General features: G+C 63.6%; 19 protein-coding genes. 11 read left to right on the top strand and 8 right to left on the bottom strand.

Features of this window, described 5'->3' with window-relative positions; translation table 11 throughout:
• Positions 1-42: 42 nt before the first annotated feature.
• The gene (locus LLJ08_RS05525) at positions 43-594 is read right to left on the bottom strand and encodes a hypothetical protein (protein ID WP_044316105.1); all 552 of its coding nucleotides are present in this window, start codon (positions 592-594) and stop codon (positions 43-45) included.
• Positions 595-724: 130 nt separating this feature from the next.
• Between LLJ08_RS05525 and xseA the strand changes: the two genes are divergently transcribed.
• From xseA to LLJ08_RS05505, 4 genes are all read left to right on the top strand, one after another.
• Positions 725-2101 (top strand): exodeoxyribonuclease VII large subunit, encoded by a 1377-nt coding sequence (gene xseA / locus LLJ08_RS05520; protein ID WP_228208407.1) that lies wholly within the window; start codon positions 725-727, stop codon positions 2099-2101.
• Positions 2102-2181: 80 nt separating this feature from the next.
• Positions 2182-3006 (top strand): M23 family metallopeptidase, encoded by an 825-nt coding sequence (locus LLJ08_RS05515; RefSeq protein WP_228208406.1) that lies wholly within the window; start codon positions 2182-2184, stop codon positions 3004-3006.
• 23 nt (positions 3007-3029) lie between these two features.
• The gene (locus tag LLJ08_RS05510) at positions 3030-3572 is read left to right on the top strand and encodes a hydrolase (RefSeq protein WP_228208405.1); all 543 of its coding nucleotides are present in this window, start codon (positions 3030-3032) and stop codon (positions 3570-3572) included.
• A 76-nt stretch (positions 3573-3648) separates the two neighbouring features.
• Positions 3649-4938, top strand: a complete 1290-nt coding sequence (locus LLJ08_RS05505; protein ID WP_014819485.1) for a mechanosensitive ion channel family protein — start codon at positions 3649-3651, stop codon at positions 4936-4938.
• A gap of 165 nt (positions 4939-5103) precedes the next feature.
• On the opposite strand, the gene LLJ08_RS05500 is transcribed toward LLJ08_RS05505, so the two are convergent.
• Together LLJ08_RS05500 and LLJ08_RS05495 are read right to left on the bottom strand one after the other, a co-directional pair.
• Positions 5104-7311 (bottom strand): TonB-dependent copper receptor, encoded by a 2208-nt coding sequence (locus LLJ08_RS05500; RefSeq protein ID WP_228208404.1) that lies wholly within the window; start codon positions 7309-7311, stop codon positions 5104-5106.
• Positions 7312-7364: 53 nt separating this feature from the next.
• On the bottom strand, positions 7365-7724 hold the full coding sequence (locus tag LLJ08_RS05495) for a DUF2946 domain-containing protein (RefSeq protein WP_228208403.1): 360 nt from the start codon (positions 7722-7724) through the stop codon (positions 7365-7367).
• 308 nt (positions 7725-8032) lie between these two features.
• Here LLJ08_RS05495 and leuA point away from each other — a divergent pair, with 308 nt between their 5' ends.
• The 6 genes from leuA to LLJ08_RS05465 all read left to right on the top strand — a co-directional run bounded on the left by leuA (position 8033) and on the right by LLJ08_RS05465 (position 13927).
• Positions 8033-9703 (top strand): 2-isopropylmalate synthase, encoded by a 1671-nt coding sequence (gene leuA / locus LLJ08_RS05490; RefSeq protein WP_228208402.1) that lies wholly within the window; start codon positions 8033-8035, stop codon positions 9701-9703.
• A 299-nt stretch (positions 9704-10002) separates the two neighbouring features.
• The gene (locus LLJ08_RS05485) at positions 10003-11058 is read left to right on the top strand and encodes an NAD(P)-dependent alcohol dehydrogenase (RefSeq protein ID WP_023446535.1); all 1056 of its coding nucleotides are present in this window, start codon (positions 10003-10005) and stop codon (positions 11056-11058) included.
• Between the two features lie 89 nt (positions 11059-11147).
• Positions 11148-12005, top strand: a complete 858-nt coding sequence (locus LLJ08_RS05480; RefSeq protein WP_023446536.1) for a carboxylate/amino acid/amine transporter — start codon at positions 11148-11150, stop codon at positions 12003-12005.
• Positions 12006-12104: 99 nt separating this feature from the next.
• Positions 12105-12836 (top strand): endonuclease, encoded by a 732-nt coding sequence (locus LLJ08_RS05475; protein WP_228208401.1) that lies wholly within the window; start codon positions 12105-12107, stop codon positions 12834-12836.
• Positions 12837-12918: 82 nt separating this feature from the next.
• Positions 12919-13545 (top strand): DUF2238 domain-containing protein, encoded by a 627-nt coding sequence (locus tag LLJ08_RS05470; protein WP_042928285.1) that lies wholly within the window; start codon positions 12919-12921, stop codon positions 13543-13545.
• Between the two features lie 4 nt (positions 13546-13549).
• Positions 13550-13927, top strand: a complete 378-nt coding sequence (locus LLJ08_RS05465; RefSeq protein WP_213574116.1) for a DUF2784 domain-containing protein — start codon at positions 13550-13552, stop codon at positions 13925-13927.
• Between the two features lie 123 nt (positions 13928-14050).
• Here LLJ08_RS05465 and LLJ08_RS05460 read toward each other — a convergent pair whose 3' ends face one another.
• Together LLJ08_RS05460 and LLJ08_RS05455 are read right to left on the bottom strand one after the other, a co-directional pair.
• The gene (locus LLJ08_RS05460; RefSeq protein ID WP_228208400.1) at positions 14051-14845 is read right to left on the bottom strand and encodes an amidohydrolase; all 795 of its coding nucleotides are present in this window, start codon (positions 14843-14845) and stop codon (positions 14051-14053) included.
• Complete coding sequence (locus tag LLJ08_RS05455) at positions 14833-15981, bottom strand: pyridoxal phosphate-dependent aminotransferase (RefSeq protein WP_228208399.1); 1149 nt, start codon at positions 15979-15981, stop codon at positions 14833-14835. The genes LLJ08_RS05460 and LLJ08_RS05455 overlap by 13 nt, the downstream gene beginning before the upstream one ends.
• Before the next feature lie 158 nt (positions 15982-16139).
• Here LLJ08_RS05455 and cysE point away from each other — a divergent pair, with 158 nt between their 5' ends.
• Positions 16140-16934, top strand: a complete 795-nt coding sequence (cysE, locus tag LLJ08_RS05450) for a serine O-acetyltransferase (protein ID WP_228208398.1) — start codon at positions 16140-16142, stop codon at positions 16932-16934.
• 4 nt (positions 16935-16938) lie between these two features.
• On the opposite strand, the gene der is transcribed toward cysE, so the two are convergent.
• The 3 genes from der to LLJ08_RS05435 all read right to left on the bottom strand — a co-directional run bounded on the left by der (position 16939) and on the right by LLJ08_RS05435 (position 20313).
• Complete coding sequence (der, locus tag LLJ08_RS05445; RefSeq protein WP_125877887.1) at positions 16939-18417, bottom strand: ribosome biogenesis GTPase Der; 1479 nt, start codon at positions 18415-18417, stop codon at positions 16939-16941.
• 102 nt (positions 18418-18519) lie between these two features.
• The gene (bamB, locus tag LLJ08_RS05440) at positions 18520-19668 is read right to left on the bottom strand and encodes an outer membrane protein assembly factor BamB (protein ID WP_228208397.1); all 1149 of its coding nucleotides are present in this window, start codon (positions 19666-19668) and stop codon (positions 18520-18522) included.
• Positions 19669-19671: 3 nt separating this feature from the next.
• Complete coding sequence (locus tag LLJ08_RS05435; protein ID WP_228208396.1) at positions 19672-20313, bottom strand: YfgM family protein; 642 nt, start codon at positions 20311-20313, stop codon at positions 19672-19674.
• Positions 20314-20325 lie beyond the last annotated feature (12 nt).

Here is a 20325-nt window from a genome sequence, read left to right as displayed (position 1 = left end):
GCGCACGGCGAAATGCGCGGCATCGCCGAAATGACCGATCGGTCACGGCCGATCAATCACCAGCGCCACCTTGAAGCCCAGGCGTTCGGCGAATTCATCGAGAAACGACTGGCGAAGGCCGGCCTCGCCCCAGCCATTGAAGATAAAGCCGAGATTGGAAAAGCCGCACGCCGGAATGAACAGGAAGCCGTTGATGTCGTCTTCGAAGCCACATTCCGGACAGGTGAAATTGTCGGTCTGCTTAGGCATCCACTCGTCGAGGCTTTCAAACAACGCCTCGCCAATCTCGCGACGGCATTCGGGGCAGCCTGCCTCCTCGGCGAAATCCCGTGTTGGCGTATAGATGCAGCGCTTGGTCACCACTTCAAGGCCGTTGATGGCCTCGCCAAAAGGCAAGCGTTCCGGATGCTGCACGACACTGCGCGCGCCGGAAGCGATAGCGTAGCCCATGCCGCCAACGCCGCGACCGCAGGTGGTCGGCAGCGCCTCGACGATGCGCCGCTCGGCCAGCCAGCGCAGAATCATGCGCGCCTTGGCTTCGTGCGCTGGGAATGTGGAAATGCGCGGCACGATGATCGCTTGACTGTGGCTCATGGCGGCTCGGAACGGGAGATGAAGAAAGGCCGCGCAGCTTAGCGCCACCCATTGGCCGGTCAAGGCCCGCTGTACGGACGCGAAGCAGATTCGGTTTCCGCCTGGCCGCGCCCGGCTTATCATCGCCGCCATGCTCAAAGATCCTTTCCAGCGTCTCAATCTCGATCGCGAAGTGCTGACCGTCAGTCAGCTCAACGGTCGCGCCCGCCTGTTGCTCGAGGACGTGTTCGCCCAGGTCTGGGTCGAAGGCGAGATTTCCAACCTCGCCCGCCCGGCTTCCGGCCACATCTATTTCACGCTCAAGGACAAGAACGCCCAGGTGCGCTGTGCGCTGTTCCGGCAGAACGCGGCGCGGGTTCGCCAGGCCCTGCGCGACGGCCTGGCGGTGCGGGTACGCGGCAAGGTCTCGCTGTTCGAGGGACGCGGCGACTACCAGCTGATTCTCGATACGCTGGAGCCAGCCGGCGACGGCGCGCTGCGCCTGGCGTTCGAGGCACTCAAGGAAAAGCTCAGCGCCGAAGGCCTGTTCGCTGCCGAACGCAAGGCCGCCCTGCCCGCCCACCCGCGGCGCATCGGCATCGTCAGCTCGCCGACCGGCGCGGTGATCCGCGACATCATCTCGGTGTTCAAACGCCGCGCGCCGCAGGTCGAGCTGACGCTGATCCCCACCGCCGTGCAAGGTCGCGAAGCCACCGGGCAGATCGTCCGCGCACTGCAGCTGGCCGATGCTCAGGGCTTCGATGCGCTGATCCTGGCTCGCGGCGGCGGTTCGCTGGAGGACCTATGGTGCTTCAACGAAGAAGCGGTGGCGCGCGCGGTGGATGCCTGTGTCACGCCGATTGTCAGCGCCGTGGGCCACGAAACCGATGTCTCGATCGCCGACTTCGTCGCCGACGTCCGCGCGCCAACGCCATCCGCGGCTGCCGAGCTGCTGGCACCCAGCAGCGCCGACCTGCAACACCGGCTGAGCGGGCTGCAACAGCGTCTGGTGCTGCGCATGCGTGATCGTCTGCACCGTGACGCCATGCGACTTGAAGGCCTGACCCGTCGCCTGCGCCACCCCGGCGAACGGCTGCAGCAGCAGGCCCAGCGCATCGACGACCTAGAGCAGCGCCTGCTGCGCGCCGTTGACCGCCGTCTGTGCAGCGGCCGGGAGCGTCTGGCCCGCCTGGAAACACGCCTGGCCGCGCAACACCCGGGGCGTTCGCTGAATCTGTTGCGCCAGCGCCTCGAGCATCTTTCCTCGCGTCTGCCGCGGGCGATGCAGGCCAATCTGAAAGGCCGCCGGCAACAGCTACAGGGCCTCGCCCAGACACTCAATGTGGTCAGCCCGCTGGCCACACTCAGCCGCGGCTACAGCATTCTGCTCGACGAGCGCGGCCAGGCGATCCGCAGCGCCAGCCAGACGCAACCTGGTCAGCGCCTCAAGGCCAGGCTCGGCGAGGGCGAATTGGAGGTGCGGGTGGAAGACAATCATCTGGCACCGGTCACGCTGCCGCTGCTCTGACCGGCGGACGCCAGATGGCCAGCCTTTTCCTCAGCGCAGCTTTACGCGAGGATGGGCCGTTTATTCCAGCGGATCCTTTCATGCCACGCCTTCTCGCCCTGCTGTTGTGCCTCGCCCTTCCCCTTTGCGCCCATGCCGAGGGCTTCATCACCCGCCTGCTGAACAAGCCTGTGCCCGGCGGTGTTGCCGTGATCGAGCTAGGTGACGGCGCTAGCGCACCGCAGGCTCGCTATCAGGGCAAGCCGACACTGGTGGTGCGTGAGGATGGCAAACGCTGGATCGCCATCGTCGGCATCCCGCTGTCGGTGAAGCCGGGCGCGCAGCAGCTGGAGATCGATGGCCGTCCCCAAACCTTCCAGGTCGAGAGCCGCGACTATCGAGCGCAGCACATCACGCTGAAGAACCAGCGCCAGGTCAATCCGAATCCGGCAGACCTCAAGCGCATCGAGCGCGAATTGGACGAACAGACCCGCGCCTACCGGCAGTTCAGCGCCAACCAGCCAAGCAATCTGTTGTTTGATCGCCCGGTGGACGGCCCGCTGTCGTCGCCGTTCGGCCTGCGACGCTTCTTCAACGGCGAGGAACGTAACCCGCACTCGGGCCTGGATTTCGCGGCGAAGAGCGGCACTCCGATCAAGGCACCGGCGGCGGGCAAGGTCATACTGACCGGCGACTATTTCTTCAACGGCAAGACAGTCTTCGTCGACCATGGCCAGGGGTTGATCAGCATGTTCTGCCATCTTTCCGAGATCGGTGTGAAAGTCGGCGACCAGCTGGCACGGGGTCAGGTGCTCGGCAAAGTCGGGGCAACCGGGCGTGCCACTGGCCCCCACTTGCACTGGAACGTGAGCCTTAACGACGCGCGAGTCGACCCGGCCATCTTCATCGGCGCGTACAAGCCTTGAACACATCAAGAGGAACGACAGCGATGCGCATCAAAGCGACGGATTCCACCCTGCTGATCATCGACATCCAGGAACGCCTGTTCCCGGTCATCCTCGACAATGAAACCATGGCCGAGCACACCGCCTGGCTGCAGCAGGTGGCCCAGCGAGTCGGCGTACCGGTGCTGCTGACCGAGCAGTACAGCAAGGGTCTCGGCCAAACGATTTCGGCTCTGCGTGACGACGTCGACGAGACCGCCATTGTCGAGAAGCTGCATTTTTCCGCGGCCGGCGACGGCGAACTGTTCCAGCGCCCGGGTGGCGAACGCCCGCAGTTCGTCATCTGCGGCTGCGAGACTCACGTGTGCGTGCTGCAGACGGTGCTGGACCTGCGCGCCCGTGGCAACGAAGTCTTCGTCGTCGAAGAAGGCGTCAGCTCGCGGCGGGCCAGCGACAAGGCGCTGGCCCTGGAGCGCATGCGCCAGGCCGGCGCGGTGATCGTCTCGCGGGAGATGGTTGCCTTCGAATGGATGGAACGCGCCGGCACCGAACTGTTCAAGAGTATCAGCCGCGAATTTATCCGCTGACCCAGCCACACCGACAAGCCGCCGCGGCCAAGGCAATTTGCCAAGGCCGCGCCCTCACCTCTCAATGGAGATTCACATGTCTGACGATCTGGCCGGCTGGCTGGACTGGCTCAGAGCCCACCCCGAACTGCAGACGCTGCTCGCCAGTGCCACGCTGATCTTCGCCGCCTGGCTGTCCAACTGGATCGTCAAGCGCATCCTGGTGCGTGGCCTTTACCGTTTACTGCGCCACACCCGCGATGGCGAACTGCAGGATTTCGGCATCATCAAGCGGCTGTCGAACATCGTCCCCGCACTGGTGCTGTCGCTTGGCGTGACGACCGTACCGGGCCTGCCGGAAGCCGCGGTGACCGTGGTGCAGAACGTCTGCGGCGGCTTCATCGTGCTGACCATCGCGCTGGCGCTCGGCGCGGTGCTCGACATCATCAACGTGGTCTACCAGCGCCGACCGGACGCGCGCCTGCACCCGATCAAGGGCTATCTGCAGGTGGTGAAGATCGTCATCTACGCGATCGCGACCATCCTCATCATCGCCACTCTGATCGACCGTTCGCCGCTGATCCTGCTCTCCGGCCTCGGTGCCATGGCGGCGGTGCTGATGCTGATCTTCCAGGACACCCTGCTTTCGCTGGTGGCCAGCGTACAGATCACCTCCAACGACCTGATCCGCGTCGGCGACTGGGTGGAGATGCCGCAGCTCAATGCCGACGGCGACGTGATCGATATCGCGCTGCATACCGTCAAGGTGCAGAACTGGGACAAGACCATCACCAGCATCCCGACCAAGCGCTTTATCTCGGATTCGTTCAAGAACTGGCGCGGCATGCAGGAAAGCGGCGGCCGGCGCATCAAGCGCAGCCTGTATCTGGATCAGCAAAGCGTGCATTTTCTCGATGCCGACGAGCGCAAGCGGCTGTATCGCTTTAGCCTGCTGGAGGATTACCTGGTCAACAAGCGCAAGGAGATCGACGAGTGGAACGCCAAGCTCGCCGAGCGTGGGCAGGACCCGGTCAACACCCGCAGGGTGACCAATCTCGGGACGTTCCGCGCCTATGTCGAGCGCTATCTGCGCGCCCACCCCGGCGTGCACCAGAACATGACGCTGATGGTGCGCCAGCTGAGCCCGACTGCGGACGGCCTGCCGCTGGAAATCTACTGCTTCACCAATACGGTGGCGTGGACGCAGTACGAAGCCATCCAGTCGGACATCTTCGACCACCTGCTGGCGATCCTGCCGGAATTCGGTCTGCGGGTATTCCAGCACCCAAGCGGCGGCGATGTACGCGATTGGCGCGATTCACTGCGCCAGCCGGGCGCGCCAGCATTGCAGCAACCGGAAGGACATCCGGCCGAGGAAAGAAGTTAATCGTAGGTTGGCGCTGAGGCACGAAGCCGCTGAAACCGCCTTGAGCGCTGCCCATGCGTCATCCCTGATGCCAGCGCCGCGAGCCGCTCCAGCACGCCCCGCGCCTCAGCGCCAACCTACGTCCGGAGCGAGGCGAACCCTCGCTCCTTTACCGCCGTTGTCTCGTTAGAAGCTCATGTCGACCCGCGCCCAGTAGGTGCGGCCCGGTTCATTGACTCGGCTGGTGGGCTCAAGGCCGTAATCGGCGAAGCCCGCACTGCCGGCTAGATTGAGATGCTCGCTGTAGGCCTTGTCCAGCAGGTTGTCGACGCCCGCACTGAGCTTGAAGTTCTTGTTCAGCCGGTAGGCACCGTTGACCGCCAGCACGCCGAAGCCGGCGCTCTCGTCGAAGTCCTTGCCGACCACCGTGCCCTGGTTCTCTGCGACCCGACCCTGCGAGGCGACCACGCGCCAGAGGCCACTGGTGCTCCAGTTGTCTCGCTCGTAGGTCAGGCCCAGACGTCCTTCCAGTGGCGGGATCTGCGGCATGGCACGATCGTCGCTGCGGTTCTTGCCCCAGGCATAGGCCAGGCTCGCATCACCCTTCCAGTTGCTGGTGAAACGGTAGCTGGCGCCCATCTCGGCTCCAGCGATGGTAGCGTCGATGTTGCTGACCTCGGCGCGAAGCATGCCGGGCATTACGCCGGGCACATAGCTGAACAGGATGTAGTCCTCGACCACGCCGGCATAAGCTGAAACCCAGGCTTCCAGCGGTCCTTTCGCGTACTGCAAGCCGACGTCCAGCTGGGTGGTCTTCTCCGGCCGTACCGAATCGAACGGCTGCACCGTGCCGACCGGACCGGGGTTGGAGACGAACAGCTCCCAGTAGTCAGGGAAGCGCTGCGCATGCCCGAGGCCGGCGTACCAGGTGGCAGGCACACTGGTCAGCTCTTCCTCGTAGCGCACGAAGCCGCTGTAGAGCGTATCGCGGCGGGTTTCGCCGGCGGTGGGGTTGTCCCAATCCTGACTGACGGGCATACCCATCCCGTTCTTGAGCGTCGGATGGTGGCTGTTGAAGTAGTCGCGCTCATCGGTCGCCTCATGCAGGTCCAGGCGCAGGCCGCTGATGAGCTTCTCGCGCTCGCTGAGCTGCCAGCTCAGCTCGCCGAAGACGCCATAGCTGTGCAACATCGCGTCCGGCACCCAGGGCAGTGCGTCGCTTCCCGCAGCGGTGACCATCTGGTTGGCGGCGCCGGCCGGGTTCATGACCTTGCGGTGCTCGCTACGCTGGGCATCGACCCCGGCCTTGAGCTCGACATCCGTCCATTGCCAGGTGCCGACCAGCCGGCCACCCAGCGTACGCCGGTCGACCCGCGACAGCGTCGGGTTGGGCATCATCATCGACGGCACGAAATCGCGCAGGCTGTAGTTGTCCATGATGTGGTCGGCGTAGTTGTAGTAGACCTGCGCCTCCAGCCCGTAGAAGGTCTCGCCGAGATTGGTCTTCTCGAAGCGCAGCCCCAGGCTCTCACGCTGGAACTGGCTGCCGTCCATCCCGCGCCCGGCATAGCGTGCGTAGCCATCGCCGCGACCGGCGGTCAGCTCGACCAAGGTGTCCGCATCCGGCGTCCAGCCCAGGGCGATGTCGGTGTTCCACTTGTCGTAACGCGATGGCACGGTATCGCCGTTGCCATCGGCGTAATCGTCAGCCTGGGAGCTGTTGGCCATCAGCCGGGCATAGCCCTGACTGTTGCCGGCGGCGGCGTCCAGGTTGCGGTCGAAGCGACCGTTGGAGGCGGTCAGCAAGCTGCCGTTGAGACGGTAATCCGGCTCGCTGAACTGCTCCGGCTCGCGCTCGAAGAGCACGGTGGCAGCCGAGGCACCTGGCCCCCAGAGCACGCTCTGCGGCCCTTTGATGACCGTGAGCTTGTCGAAGGTGTCCGGGCTGATGTACGAGCTCGGCGAATCCATGCGATTCGGGCAGGCGCCGAGCATTTCGCCGCCGTTGGAGAGCAGTTTCAGGCGCGAGCCGAACATGCCGCGGAACACCGGATCACCGTTGACGCCGCCGTTACGCACGGCGGAAAAGCCGGGAATGGTCTTCAGGTAGTCGGCACCGTCGCTGGCCGGCATCGGCTGACGGGGAATCTTGGGGTCGGTCACCACGGTCAGTGGGGACTGCTGGCCGACGCCGGTAATGACCATCGGCGCCAGTTCAACGGCTTCGGCGTGCTCCGCATGGCCGGCATGCTCAGCCTCCGCGGCCAGTGCGCCACTGGCGAGCATTCCCAGCAGCGCGGCATGGGCGAACTGCCAACGCAGGCGGGATGGTTGAATCGAAAAACGCTCAGACAGGCGCGCTCGCGCCGTACAGCCATGAGTAATGCTGGACATAAGAACTTCCACTTCTGCATGTGATTAGGCCGCAACGAGGCGGCTGGTTGCGGTCAGCAGTGGAGATGCGGTGGGGCGCGGGGATGGCCGCTGCTGCGGCGCAGCGCTGGCGGCAGCGGTTGTTCGGGAAGTGACTGGATATAGCCCGGCTCGTGCCGCGGCAGAACCAGGTGAACGGACAAGCTGAGCGGCGGGTTAACGGTCAGCAGCTCGCAGTAGCCGCAGAGTTCGAGAGCGGTCAGCCAAGCGGGTTCGCCCGCGCGCGCCGGGCCATGATGACCGTGAGCGGAGGATTCATGCTCGGCGTGGTGGTGATGTTCGCTGACCTCGGCGGCCTGAGCGGCCTGGACTGCCGAATACAACGGGCCGACATGGATCATCAGCATGGCGAACAGGCCAAGCCAAATGCTCATTGTCGAATACCGTTTGCGTGTCACCTGCGTGGCCTTCGTGACATGACCCTATGGAATGGCTGGATGATCGCACAGCCTTTTCGCGCCGTCCGCTGCGACATGAGGCCGCAACAGAGTCGAGCAATCAATCTTCTCTTTTCACCTTCGGACCAGCACAAATCACCTACAAGGTCTGAATACAGCAATAAACAATCAATTTTCTATCAGGACTTGCAAGACCCAACCACGAAGCACTAGCTTTGCACCATAAACCGATGCCCGTAATGGGCAGACAAGTTGCTAGCTCAAGGATCGCCTGGGGAAACACCATGACCATGCTCAAGAACCCATCGAAAAAATATCGCGCCTTTCCGGCCATCGACATTCCGGATCGCACCTGGCCGTCCAAGTCGATCACCCAGGCACCGATCTGGCTGAGCTCAGATCTGCGCGATGGCAACCAGTCGCTGATCGAGCCGATGGATGCCGCGAAGAAGATGCGTTTCTTCAAGACCTTGGTTCAGGTCGGCATCAAGGAAATCGAGGTCGGCTTCCCCTCTGCTTCGCAGACCGACTTCGACTTCGTCCGCGAGCTGATCGAAGGCGGACACATCCCTGACGACGTCACCATCCAGGTGCTAACCCAGGCGCGCGAAGACTTGATCACCCGCACCTTCGAGTCGCTGAAGGGCGCCAAGCAGGCCATCGTCCACTACTACAACGCCACCGCGCCGAGCTTCCGCCGCATCGTCTTCAACCAGGACAAGGCCGGCGTGGTGAACATCGCGGTCAACGCAGCAAAGATCATCAAGCGCCTGGCCGCACAGAATCCGGAAACCGCCTGGCGTTTCGAGTACTCGCCGGAGATCTTCAGCTCCACCGAGCCGGAATTCGCGGTCGAGGTATGCAACGCCGTGATCGAGGTGTTCCAGCCGACTCCTGAGCAGAAGCTGATCCTCAACCTGCCGGCCACGGTGGAAGCCGCCACACCCAATATCTACGCCGACCAGATCGAGTGGTTCTGCCGCCACGTCGACCGTCGCGACAGCGTGCTGGTCAGCCTGCACACCCACAACGATCGCGGCACCGGCGTGGCCGCCACCGAGCTGGGCCTGATGGCCGGCGCCGATCGCGTCGAAGGCTGCCTGTTCGGCAATGGCGAGCGCACCGGCAACGTCGACCTGGTCACCGTGGCGCTGAACATGTACACCCAGGGCATTGACCCGCAACTGGACTTCTCCGACATCGACGCCGTGCGCAAGGTGGTGGAGGAATGCAACCAGCTGCCAGTACACCCGCGCCACCCCTATGTCGGCGACCTTGTGCATACCGCGTTCTCCGGCTCGCACCAGGATGCGATTCGCAAGGGCTTTTCCCAGCAGGATCAGGAGGGCGTCTGGGAGGTGCCGTATCTGCCGATCGACCCGGCCGACATCGGCCGCAGCTACGAGGCCGTGATTCGCGTCAACAGCCAGTCCGGCAAGGGCGGCATCACCTTCCTGCTCGAGCAGGAATACGGCATCAGCCTGCCGCGACGCATGCAGATCGAGTTCAGCCAGGTGGTGCAGAAGGAAACCGACCGCCTGGGCCTGGAGATGAGTGCCAAACAGATCTACGCGCTGCTGGAAGCCGAGTACCTGCAGGCCACCGCGCCGTACACGCTCAAGGGCCATCGTCTGCAGGAAGAGAACGGCACCAGTGCGGTGGATGTGGAAGTCGCGACCGATGGCGAGATCGCTCACTGGCGCGGCATCGGCAAGGGGCCGCTGGAAGCGCTGGTCGCCGCGTTGCCAGTGAAGCTGGAGATCATGGACTACCACGAGCATTCCATCGGCGCCGGCAGCAACGCCAAGGCCGCTGCTTATATCGAGGTACGCCTGGACGGCGAGCGCCCGCTGCACGGTATCGGCATCGACGAAAACATCACCACCGCCAGCATCCGTGCGCTGTTCAGTGCCATGAACCGGGCCTTGCGAGAGGCGCAGGAGCAGGCCGCCTGAGCCCCTGCGGCGAGCCCATCGGGCTCGCCATTCCTGAGCGCTACGCCGGCAAGCTCGTCCCGCCGGCGCCATCACCGATGGCGCCGGCACATTGTTGCGACGCCGCCACGCGTCGCCGGTCGCGCCCGACTGCGGTGAGCGACTGAACTGTTCGCCTCCCAATACCCTCCCAACTCAGTCAGCCAGGCCCGGCAATTCGGCAGAAACACGTCAGCCATCGGCAGGATTGTGCAAACGCTCCTGTTTCCGCTGCCATTAGGCTTGGCCTCTGCAAATCCCGAACGAACAATGGAGCCGTCATGAGCAACAGCATCGGTTACGCCGCCCTCGACCCGAGCGCCCCGCTCGCCCCCTACTCGTTTTCGCGCCGCGAAGTTGGGCCAAACGATGTACGGATCGAGATTCTCTTCTGCGGCGTCTGCCATTCGGACCTGCATACCGCACGCAACGAGTGGAACAACACCCTGTATCCCTCCGTGCCCGGCCACGAGATCGTCGGCCGCGTGAGCGCGGTCGGCGCGAACGTCAGCAAGTTCAAGGCGGGCGATATCGCCGGCGTCGGCTGCCTGGTCGACAGCTGCCGCAGCTGCTCCTCCTGCGGCGAGGGGCTGGAGCAGTATTGCGAGAACGGCTTCGTCGGCACCTACAACGGTCCGGCCTTCGGCGGTGGCGAGAACACCCTTGGCGGCTATTCCGACAACATCGTGGTGGACGAAAAGTACGTGCTACGCATCAACCACACCGACAACCTCGCCGCCGTCGCGCCGCTGCTTTGCGCGGGCATCACCACCTATTCGCCGCTGCGCCAGTGGAAGGTCGGCCCGGGGCAGAAGGTCGGTGTCGTCGGCCTCGGCGGGCTCGGCCATATGGCGGTGAAGATCGCCAACGCCATGGGTGCAAAGGTCGTGCTGTTCACCACCTCGCCGGACAAGCGGGAAGATGCGCTGCGCCTCGGCGCGTCGGAAGTGGTGGTGTCGAAGAACAAGGAGGAGATGGCTGCGCACGTCAACAGCTTCGACTTCATTCTCAACACCGTTGCCGCGCCACATAACCTCGATGCGTTCGTGAATCTGCTCAAGCGCGACGCCACGATGACGCTGGTCGGCGCACCGGCTTCGCCGCACCCGTCGCCCAGCGTGTTCGGCCTGATCTTCAAGCGCCGTCGCATCGCCGGCTCGCTGATCGGCGGCATCGCCGAAACCCAGGAGATGCTCGACTTCTGCGCCGAGCACGGCATCGTCTCGGACATCGAGATGATCCGCATGCAGGACATCAACGAAGCCTACGAGCGCATGCTCAAGAGCGATGTGAAGTACCGCTTCGTCATCGACATGGCCACCCTGAAAGCGGCCTGACCGCTCGGCTGGCGAGCCCAGAGGCGCGCCAGCCCTTCCCTCTTTCATGCGCAGCCGCTAAGGTCGCCGGCCTTCGTCGTGGAGGCGGTATGCGCTATCTGATCTTCGTCACCCTGCTCTGGGCCTTTTCCTTCAACCTGATCGGCGTCTACCTGGCCGGCCAGGTGGACAGCTATTTCGCAGTGCTGACCCGAGTGATTCTCGCCGGCCTGGTGTTCCTGCCGCTGACCCGCTGGCGCGGTGTCGCCCCCGGCTTCATCGCCGGCGTGACCCTGGTCGGCGCGCTGCAGTTCGGCGTGACGTATCTCTGCCTGTACATGAGTTTCAACGTGCTGACGGTCGCCGAAGTGCTGCTGTTCACCGTGCTCACGCCGCTGCACGTGACGCTGATCGACGACGCGCTCAACCGTCGCTTCAACCCCTGGGCGCTGGTCGCGGCAGCCGTCGCGGTGTTCGGCGCCGGGCTCATCCGTTACGACGGGGTTTCCGGCGATTTTCTCGGCGGCTTCCTGCTCATGCAGCTGGCCAACTTCACCTTCGCCGCCGGCCAAGTGTTCTACAAGCATCTGGCGCAGCGGTACCCCTCCGACGTGCCGTTGCATCGCCGCTTCGGCTACTTCTTCCTCGGCGCACTGCTGATCGTGCTGCCGGCGTGGCTGCTGTTCGGTAACGTCGAGAAACTGCCGACTACCACGACTCAGTGGACCGTATTGGTCTGGATGGGCGTGCTGGCCACCGCGCTGGGCCAGTTCTACTGGAACAAGGGCGCGACGCTGGTGGATGCCGGCACCCTGGCGGTGATGAACAACATGGCGGTGCCGGTGGGTCTGCTGCTCAACCTGCTGTTCTGGGGCACCACGACCAACCTGATACTGCTCGCCGTCGGCGGCGCGATCATTCTCGCCTCTCTGCAGATCAACCGCCTGGGCCGCATGAAGGCCTGGTGACATCATGCAAGTTATTGTTTTTTATTACTTTTACTTAAGCGAAAGGTAAGATGCCGGCCCGCGCATGGATGCGACACTCGTTCAGTTGTCGAGAATTCCATGCGCCGCCTCAGTCTCTTTCTGCTTGCTCTGTTCTGCTGCACCAACACTTACGCCGATGCGCCTCGCACCTTCCGCGAAGCGAAGAAGGTCGCCTGGACGCTTTATGCCGACCGACCGGTGGACTTCTACTGCGGCTGCAGCTTCAAGGGCAATCGCATCGACCTGCGCAGCTGCGGCTATGTCCCGCGCAAGCAGCCCAAGCGCGCTCAACGGGTGGAGTGGGAGCATATCGTCCCGGCCTGGGTCATCGGCCATCAGCGTCAGTGCTGGCAACAGGGCGGGCGCAAGCAGTGCACCGCCAAAGACCCCATCTTCAGCCTGGCCGAGGCCGACCTGCACAACCTGGTTCCGGTGGTCGGCGAGGTGAACGGCGACCGCAGCAACTTCGGCTTCGGCATGCTCAACGAAAAGCCCAGCCAGTACGGTGCCTGTCCCTTCGTGGTGAACTTCAAGCAGCGCACGGCCATGCCACCCGAGTACAGCCGCGGCGCCATCGCCCGCACCTATCTGTACATGAGCGAGCGCTACAAACTGCGCCTGTCGAAACAGGACCGGCGCCTATACGACATCTGGAACCGCCAGCATCCGGTCAGCGAATGGGAGCGCACGCGCAACCAGCGCATCGCCTGCGTGCAGGGCAATCCCAATACCTATGTCGGTGCCGTCGACCTGCGGCACTGCAAACATTCGATCTCCCGCTCGGCAGTGGCGCCCGCCAGCCAGGGTTGAAGCACCCTGACCCTGCGTCCGGTTGCAGGCCGACTGGCTCCCCGGCATGCTGCCGGCTGGATCGATCACGACGGCTAACTCGATGCAGGACAGAACACTCTATTCAACGCTGGGGTTGGTAGTGCTGCTGGCGCTGGCCTGCTCCGCGATCGCTCCGTATGACCGTGCCACCTGGTTGCTGGAAGTCGCTCCGGTACTGATCGCTGCGCCCCTGCTGCTGTGGAGCCACCAGCGCCTGCCGCTGACGCGACTGCTCTACGTGGTGATCGCCGTTCATGCGCTGATCCTGATCCTCGGCGGCACCTACACCTACGCGCGGGTACCACCGGGATTCTGGGTGCAGGAATGGTTCGACCTCAGCCGCAACCCCTATGACAAGCTCGGCCATTTCATTCAGGGTGTGACGCCCGCGCTGCTGGCACGGGAGATCCTGCTCCGCCTGCGCTTCGTCGCGCCAGGAAAGATGCTCGGCTTTCTCGCACTTTGTGTCGCGTTGGCCTTCAGCGCCTTCTATGAGCTGATCGAGTGGTGGGTGGCGCTCATCGCCGGCCAGGGCGCGGAGGATTTTCTCGGCACCCAGGGCGATCCATGGGATACCCAATCGGACATGTTCATGGCACTGCTCGGCGCTCTACTGTCCGTCACCCTCATGGCGCGCCTGCAGGATCGTCAGATTCGCGGCATGAGTCGCGCAGACGCGACGGCGTAGCCCAATGCTCTATCGAGTTGGCGCGGACACCGTGTTGCTCCTGCACCTCGGGTTCATTCTCTTCGTGCTGTTTGGCGGCTTGCTGGTCGCATGGAAACGCGGCTTCGTGTTGCTGCACATTCCGGCGATCGTCTGGGGCGTTTCCGTCGAGCTGACCGGGAGGCCGTGTCCGCTGACGTACTGGGAGAATCTGCTGCGACGGCTGGCGGGTGACGCGGGGTATGAGGCGGGCTTTATCGAGCACTACCTGCTGCCATTGATCTACCCGGCCTGGCTGAGCATACCGGTGCAATATGTGCTGGCGGCAATAGTGCTGCTGGCCAATCTGCTGATCTATGGCTGGCTGTTGTGGCGTCGACGGCGCCACAGCACAACGCACTAACCAGCGGGTTGCCCGGGCGCCAGGGTGGGAGCCTCCCCACAACAGCCGTTCACGCTTACCGCCGTTAGCGCAGCACCTCGCTGCCTCACCTTAGTGCAGCAGGCTATCGCCCGAGGTCCAGTCCTAGGGTTTGAGCTCGAACTGATCGCCATCGTGGTAGGCCGGGAAGCGCTCGCGGAACGCCGCCAGATCGCGTGAGCGCAGCGTGCAGCGCAACACGGCATCACGCTCTTCGCCGTTCAGCAGCGTGTCACCCTTGAAGTCGAGCACCTGGCTGTCGCCACTGTAGGGATAGCCCTTGCCATCTTCGCCGACCCGGTTGACCGCCGCGACATAGCACAGATTCTCGATGGCCCGCGCCGGCAGCAGGCGATTCCAGGCATCGCGGCGCGCGGCTGGCCAGTTCGCCGTATAGAGCAGCAGGTCGGTGCCGTGTGGATCGCGGCTCCACACCGGGAAGCGCAGGTCGTAGCAGATCAGCGGGCGCACGCGCCAACCGTTCACCTCGAACAGCGCCTGCTGCTGCCCAGGGGTGTAGTGCTTGTGCTCACCCGCCATGCGGAACAGATGACGCTTGTCGTAGTGCAGCACCTCACCATCCGGGCGCGCCCAGAGCAGTCGGTTGCGGTGACTGCCGTCGGCCGCCTCGACGATCACGCTGCCGGTGATCACCGTATCCAGTCGCGCGGCCTGAGCGCGCAGCCAGGCGTAGGTCGGCCCCTCTTCCGGCTCGGCCAGCGCAGCCGAATCCATGGAAAAACCAGTGGTGAACATCTCCGGCAGGACGATCAGGTCCGCACCGCTGGCCTGATCCAGCAATGCGGCGAAGCGCTCGCGGTTGGCCGCAGCGTCCTGCCAGATCAGGCTGGTTTGCACCAGCGCCAGTTCGAGGTCGGGCAGATTGTTCAGATCGCGCATAGTCGTTCCGCCGCCTGACGCAGCGTCTCCTCTCGTTTGGCGAAGCAGAAGCGCACCAGCCTCAGATCGGCCGGCGGACTCTGATAGAAAACCGAAATCGGAATGCTCGCGACCCCGTGCTCGCGGGTCAGCCACTCAGCCATGGCGACGTCATCCAGATCAGGACGGATCGCCGAATAGTCGGCGAGCTGGAAGTAGGTTCCGGTGGCACGGGTAAAGCTGAAGCGCGAGCCCGCCAGCAGGTCGCAGAACAGATCACGCTTGGCCTGGTAGAACGCCGGTAGCTCGCTGATGTGCTCGGGATGCTCGGCCATGAAATCGGCCAACGCCCACTGCAGCGGCGTGACACCGGTGAAACTGACGTACTGGTGCACCTTGCGTAGCTCGCTGCTGAGTGCAGGCGGCGCCACCACGTATCCAGTCTTCCAGCCGGTGACATGGTAGGTCTTGCCGAAAGAGCTGACGACGAATGCACGCTGATAAAGCTCATCGTGGCGCAGCACGCTGGCATGCTCGCGGCCGTCGAACACAAGATGCTCGTAGACCTCGTCGCTGAGCAGATAGATGTCACGCTCGCGGATCAACGCCGCCAGACGGTCGAGATCATCAGCATCGATCAATGCACCGCTGGGGTTGTGCGGCGTATTCAGCACGATCATTCGCGTGCGCGGGGTAATGGCATCGGCCATGCGCTGCCAATCGATATGGAAATCCGGCAGGCTCAGTTGCTGGTGAATGCAGACGCCACCAGCCAGCTGCACCGACGGCTCGTAACTGTCGTAGCAGGGATCGAAGACGATGACCTCATCACCCGGCCGGATCACTGCCTGGATCGCACAGAAGATCGCCTGGGTAGCACCCGGGGTAATCGTGACCTCGGTGGCAGGATCCACTTTCCGTCCGTACAGCCCGGCGACCTTGACCGCGACCTGCTCGCGCAGGACCGGCAATCCGGTCATCGGTGCGTACTGGTTGTGTCCCGCCATGACGTGGCGGGCCAGTGCCTCGCGCAACGCGTCGGGGCCATCGAAATCGGGAAAGCCCTGGGAGAGATTCAGCGCGCCGGTGTCCGCGGCCAGCTGGGACATGGTGGTGAAGATGGTCGTGCCAACGTTGGGCAGTTTACTGATGAGCATGTCAGCCTTCCGACAAGCCTGCCGCACGGGGGTTCGGCAGGAAGGCAGACAGGATAGCCGAACAGCGATGCACGATACGAGGGTGCACGGCGCCCGCCATCGGGCTGCTACAGTGCAGCGAACGAGCACCCTCGCGTATCGACAATAAGGAACCTCGCATGTCCAGTCATTCAGTCAGCACGCTATGGAACGAGCTACGCGCCCAGGCGCTTCACGCGCTGGATGCGGAGCCGACCCTGGCCGCGCTATTCCAGCGGGCTATCCTCGACCATCCCGATTTCGGCTGCGCGCTTGCCCAGCGCATTGGGCAAGCACTGGCGGAAGGCACCGAGCAGAGCCGTACGCTGACTGATCGTTTCGCTGGCATTCACCAACAGGCCGCAGCGCTCGCCGAGGTGGCGTGCTCTGACCTGCAGGCAATCGTCAGCCGCGACCCGGCGTTCGACACCGTGCTGGAAGTGTTTCTGTTCTCCAAGGGTTATCTGGCGTTACAGGCCTATCGTGTCGGGCACCACTTGCATGAACGGGGCGAACGCCTGCTGGCAATGTTCATCCAGGCACGCAGCAATGAACGCCTGGGCATCGACATCAACCCGGCCAGCCGCATCGGCAGTGGCATCATGCTCGATCACGGGACCGGCATTGTCATCGGCGAAACCGCTGTGGTGGGCGATGACGTGTCGATCCTGCAGGGCGTTACCCTGGGCGGTACGGGCAAGGAAGGCGGCGACCGCCATCCGAAGGTGCGCAGCGGCGTGATGATCGGCGCTGGAGCGAAGATTCTCGGGAACATCGAGATTGGCGAAGGCGCCAAGGTTGGCGCCGGCAGCATCGTGCTGCATCCCGTTGCGCCGCATACCACGGTGGTCGGCAATCCGGCTCGTCAGGTCGGCACGCCGCGCCACGCACGACCGGCCCTGGATATGGACCAGTCGTTCGACGGAGATCGCTGAGCAGTCAGCGCTTGTCGCGGCGCTTCTTCTCGGCCTTCTTGTGGTGCGACATGAGACGGCGCTTCTTGTTGACCTGGCGGTCGGTAAGCGTGTTTTTCTTGCCCTCGTAAGGGTTTTCTCCGCCCTTGTACTCGATACGGATGGGCGTACCGACCAGCTTCAAGACGCGTCGGTAGGTGTTCTCCAGATAACGGGTGTAGGACTTTGGAATCGAGTCGACCTGGTTGCCATGGATCACGATCAGCGGCGGGTTGGCGCCGCCCAAGTGCGCGTAACGAAGCTTGATCCGGCGGCTGGCAACCATCGGCGGCGCATGCTCGCGAACCGCATCTTCAAGGATCTGCGTCAGACGGCTGGTGGGCCATCGCGTCACGGCTGAAGTGAACGAGGCCTGCACGGACTTGTACAGATTACCGACGCCGGTACCATGCTTGGCGGAGATGAAGTGGATGTCGGCGAACTCGACGAAGAACAACCGGCGCTCCAGCTCGGTCTTCACATAGTCGCGCTCACTCGGCTCCATGCCGTCCCACTTGTTCAGTGCGATGACCAGCGCCCGACCGCTTTCCAGCACGAAGCCGAGCAGGTTCAGATCGTGTTCGACCACGCCCTCGCGGGCATCCATGACGAATATCACGACGTTGGAGTCCTGGATCGCCTGCAGCGTCTTGACCACCGAGAACTTTTCTACAGCCTCGAAGATCTTGCCGCGACGGCGCACACCGGCCGTGTCGATCAGTGTGTACTTCGCGTCGTCACGTTCGAAGGGAATGTAGATGCTGTCGCGGGTTGTACCGGCCTGGTCATAAACGATGACCCGTTCCTCGCCGAGCATTCGATTGACCAGCGTCGACTTGCCCACATTGGGTCGGCCGATGATCGCGATCTTGATGCCATCCTTTTCGCTCGGTCCAGGGATGCGCTTGAGCTCTTCTCCTTCGGCAACCGTCTCGCCCTCTTCACCCTCCGCTTCGGCAACTTCGGCGTTGTCCTTGGGGAACATGCCGAGCGCCTGCTCGAGCATATGGGTGATACCACGGCCATGGGCGGCAGCGATCGGCAGGGCGTCGCCCAGGCCCAACGGGCTGAATTCCGCTCGGGCGATATCCGGATCGATGCTGTCGACCTTGTTCGCCACCAGGAAGTGGCGCTTGTTCATCTTGCGCAAGTACTCGGCAATCATCTGATCGCCAGGCGTCATGCCGGCACGCGCGTCAACCATGAACATCACCGCATCGGCCTCTTGCATGGCTTGCAGGGACTGCTCGGCCATCTTGGCGTCGATGCCCTCCTCGTCGCCGGTCAGACCGCCAGTGTCGATGACGATGTAGGTGCGGCCCTGCCATTTGGCCTCGCCGTACTGGCGATCTCGGGTCAGACCGGCGTACTCCGCCACGATGGCGTCGCGGCTCTTGGTCAGACGATTGAACAGGGTGGACTTGCCGACGTTCGGGCGGCCCACCAGGGCGATTACGGGAACCATGCGGCTCTCCACTGCGATATTTCAGAAAACACGAAGGCCGCTGCATTGCAGCGGCCGAATATTCAGGGCTCCGCCAGGCGGAGCCGTGGGCGCAACTTGCGGTCAGTCAGACTGACGGATAGTCAACGCCACCAGCTTGCCGTCATTGCCGAAGGCGTACAGCCAGTCGCCTTCGACTACCGGACGGGCACGGACGCCGGAGCTGTCGATACGCTCGCGAGCGACGAAACGACCATCGACCTGGCTCAGCAGGTGCAGATAGCCTTCGATGTCACCCACCACAACATAGCTGGAAAATACTGCGGGAGCCGAAAGCTGGCGGCGCGCCATGGACTCATTGCGCCACAGAGCAGTCGTGGAGCGCTCGTCGATCCCCTCGACAGTGCCGTCGGCAAGGCTCAGGTAAACGCTACCGTAGCCGAGCGCAGCACCCGAATAGCTGGACGCATCGCGCTGCCAGAGGACACGACCACTTTCCAGTTCCAGTGCCGCGGCACGGCCCTGATAGCTGGTGACGTAGAGCGTGCCACCGGATAGCAGCAGACCACCGTCGATATCGACGACCCGCTCAAGCTCCGAACGTCCTTGCGGAATGGCAACGCGCTGCTCCCAGACCGGAAGCCCGCGGCGGGTATCCAATGCGACCACTTTGCCGCTGGACAGACCAGCAACGGCCAGCTGATTGGTCAGCAGCGGTGCGCCGGTCCCGCGTAGCGTCAGCACCGCAGGAGAGCTCTCGTAGCTCCAGCGCTGCGCGCCCGTATCCATCTCCAGCGCGATCAGCCGATCATCCTGCGTCTGCACCAGGACGATGTCGCCATTGACGGCCGGGGCAGCCAGCACTTCACTGCTGACCTGACTGCGCCAGCGCTCCTCGCCCGTGCTGACGTCCAGCGCCAGCACTTCACCGCGCAGGGTTCCAACCAGCACCAGGCCGTACCCGGCGCCCACCCCGCCGGAAACCGGCGTATCAAGCTTCTTCTTCCAATTGACCTTGCCGGTCAAGCGGTCCATGGATACCACCAGTCCTTCAACATCGGCGGCGTAAATCTGGTCGCCATACACCACCGGAGTCAGCAGGTTGTAGGTCTTGCCCTGCCCTTCACCGATCGAACGACTCCACTCCTTCTTCAAGGAGATTTCCGCCTCGAACTTGGTCAGCTCCGCCGGCTCCGGCTCTTTAGTGTCCTTGCTGCTACAACCCGCGGCCAGTACAGCCAGGGTCAGCAATGCTGCAGTCTTCCAGCGCATCGTTTACGCCTCCCCTCGGGCCAGATCATCCAGCTTCATTTGCAGACCACCGATGGCCGCATCCTGGGACAGCGACTCTTTCGCCGCGGTGTACGCCGCATGCGCCTCGTCGCGTCGGCCAAGCTGCACCAGCAGATCGCCGCGCAGCTCCTCGCGACTGGCAGCGAAGGCCTGATCAGCCTTGCCGTCCAGCAGCTTGAGCGCTTCTTCTGCCTTGTCCTGCGCAGCCAGAACGCGTGCCAGACGCTGACGAGCCAGCTCGTCCAGCGTCTTGTCGGCGGGCTTGTCGACCACGGCGCGAAGCTCGCTAGCCGCTTCGTCCAACCGCCCCGACTCGACCGCCACCTTCGCCACGAACAAGCTGCCGTACTGCGCATAATGCGTGCCGGCGAAATCTTTCTTCAGCAGATTGCCCAATCGCGCAACTTCCGCCGCATCGGCTTCACCTTCCTCCAGTGCTGCGCCGAGCAGCTGCTGATAGATCACCGAGGCATCCTGCGCCTGGTTGACCTGATGGTTCTGCCAGAATTGCCAGCCGAACACCAAGACCAGAGCGAGCACAGCCCCAAACAGAAGAGGCTTGCCGTTGCGCTGCCACCAGTCTTTGATCTGCGCCAGTGTTTCTTCTTCGGTACCCGAGGTCACGCTGTCACTCCT

The sequence above is a fragment of the Stutzerimonas chloritidismutans genome (genome assembly GCF_020783375.1).
In the GTDB taxonomy this organism is placed as follows: domain Bacteria; phylum Pseudomonadota; class Gammaproteobacteria; order Pseudomonadales; family Pseudomonadaceae; genus Stutzerimonas; species Stutzerimonas kunmingensis.
Note: the sequence above shows the minus strand (reverse complement) of the source record. Positions and strands in the feature narration are given on the sequence as shown.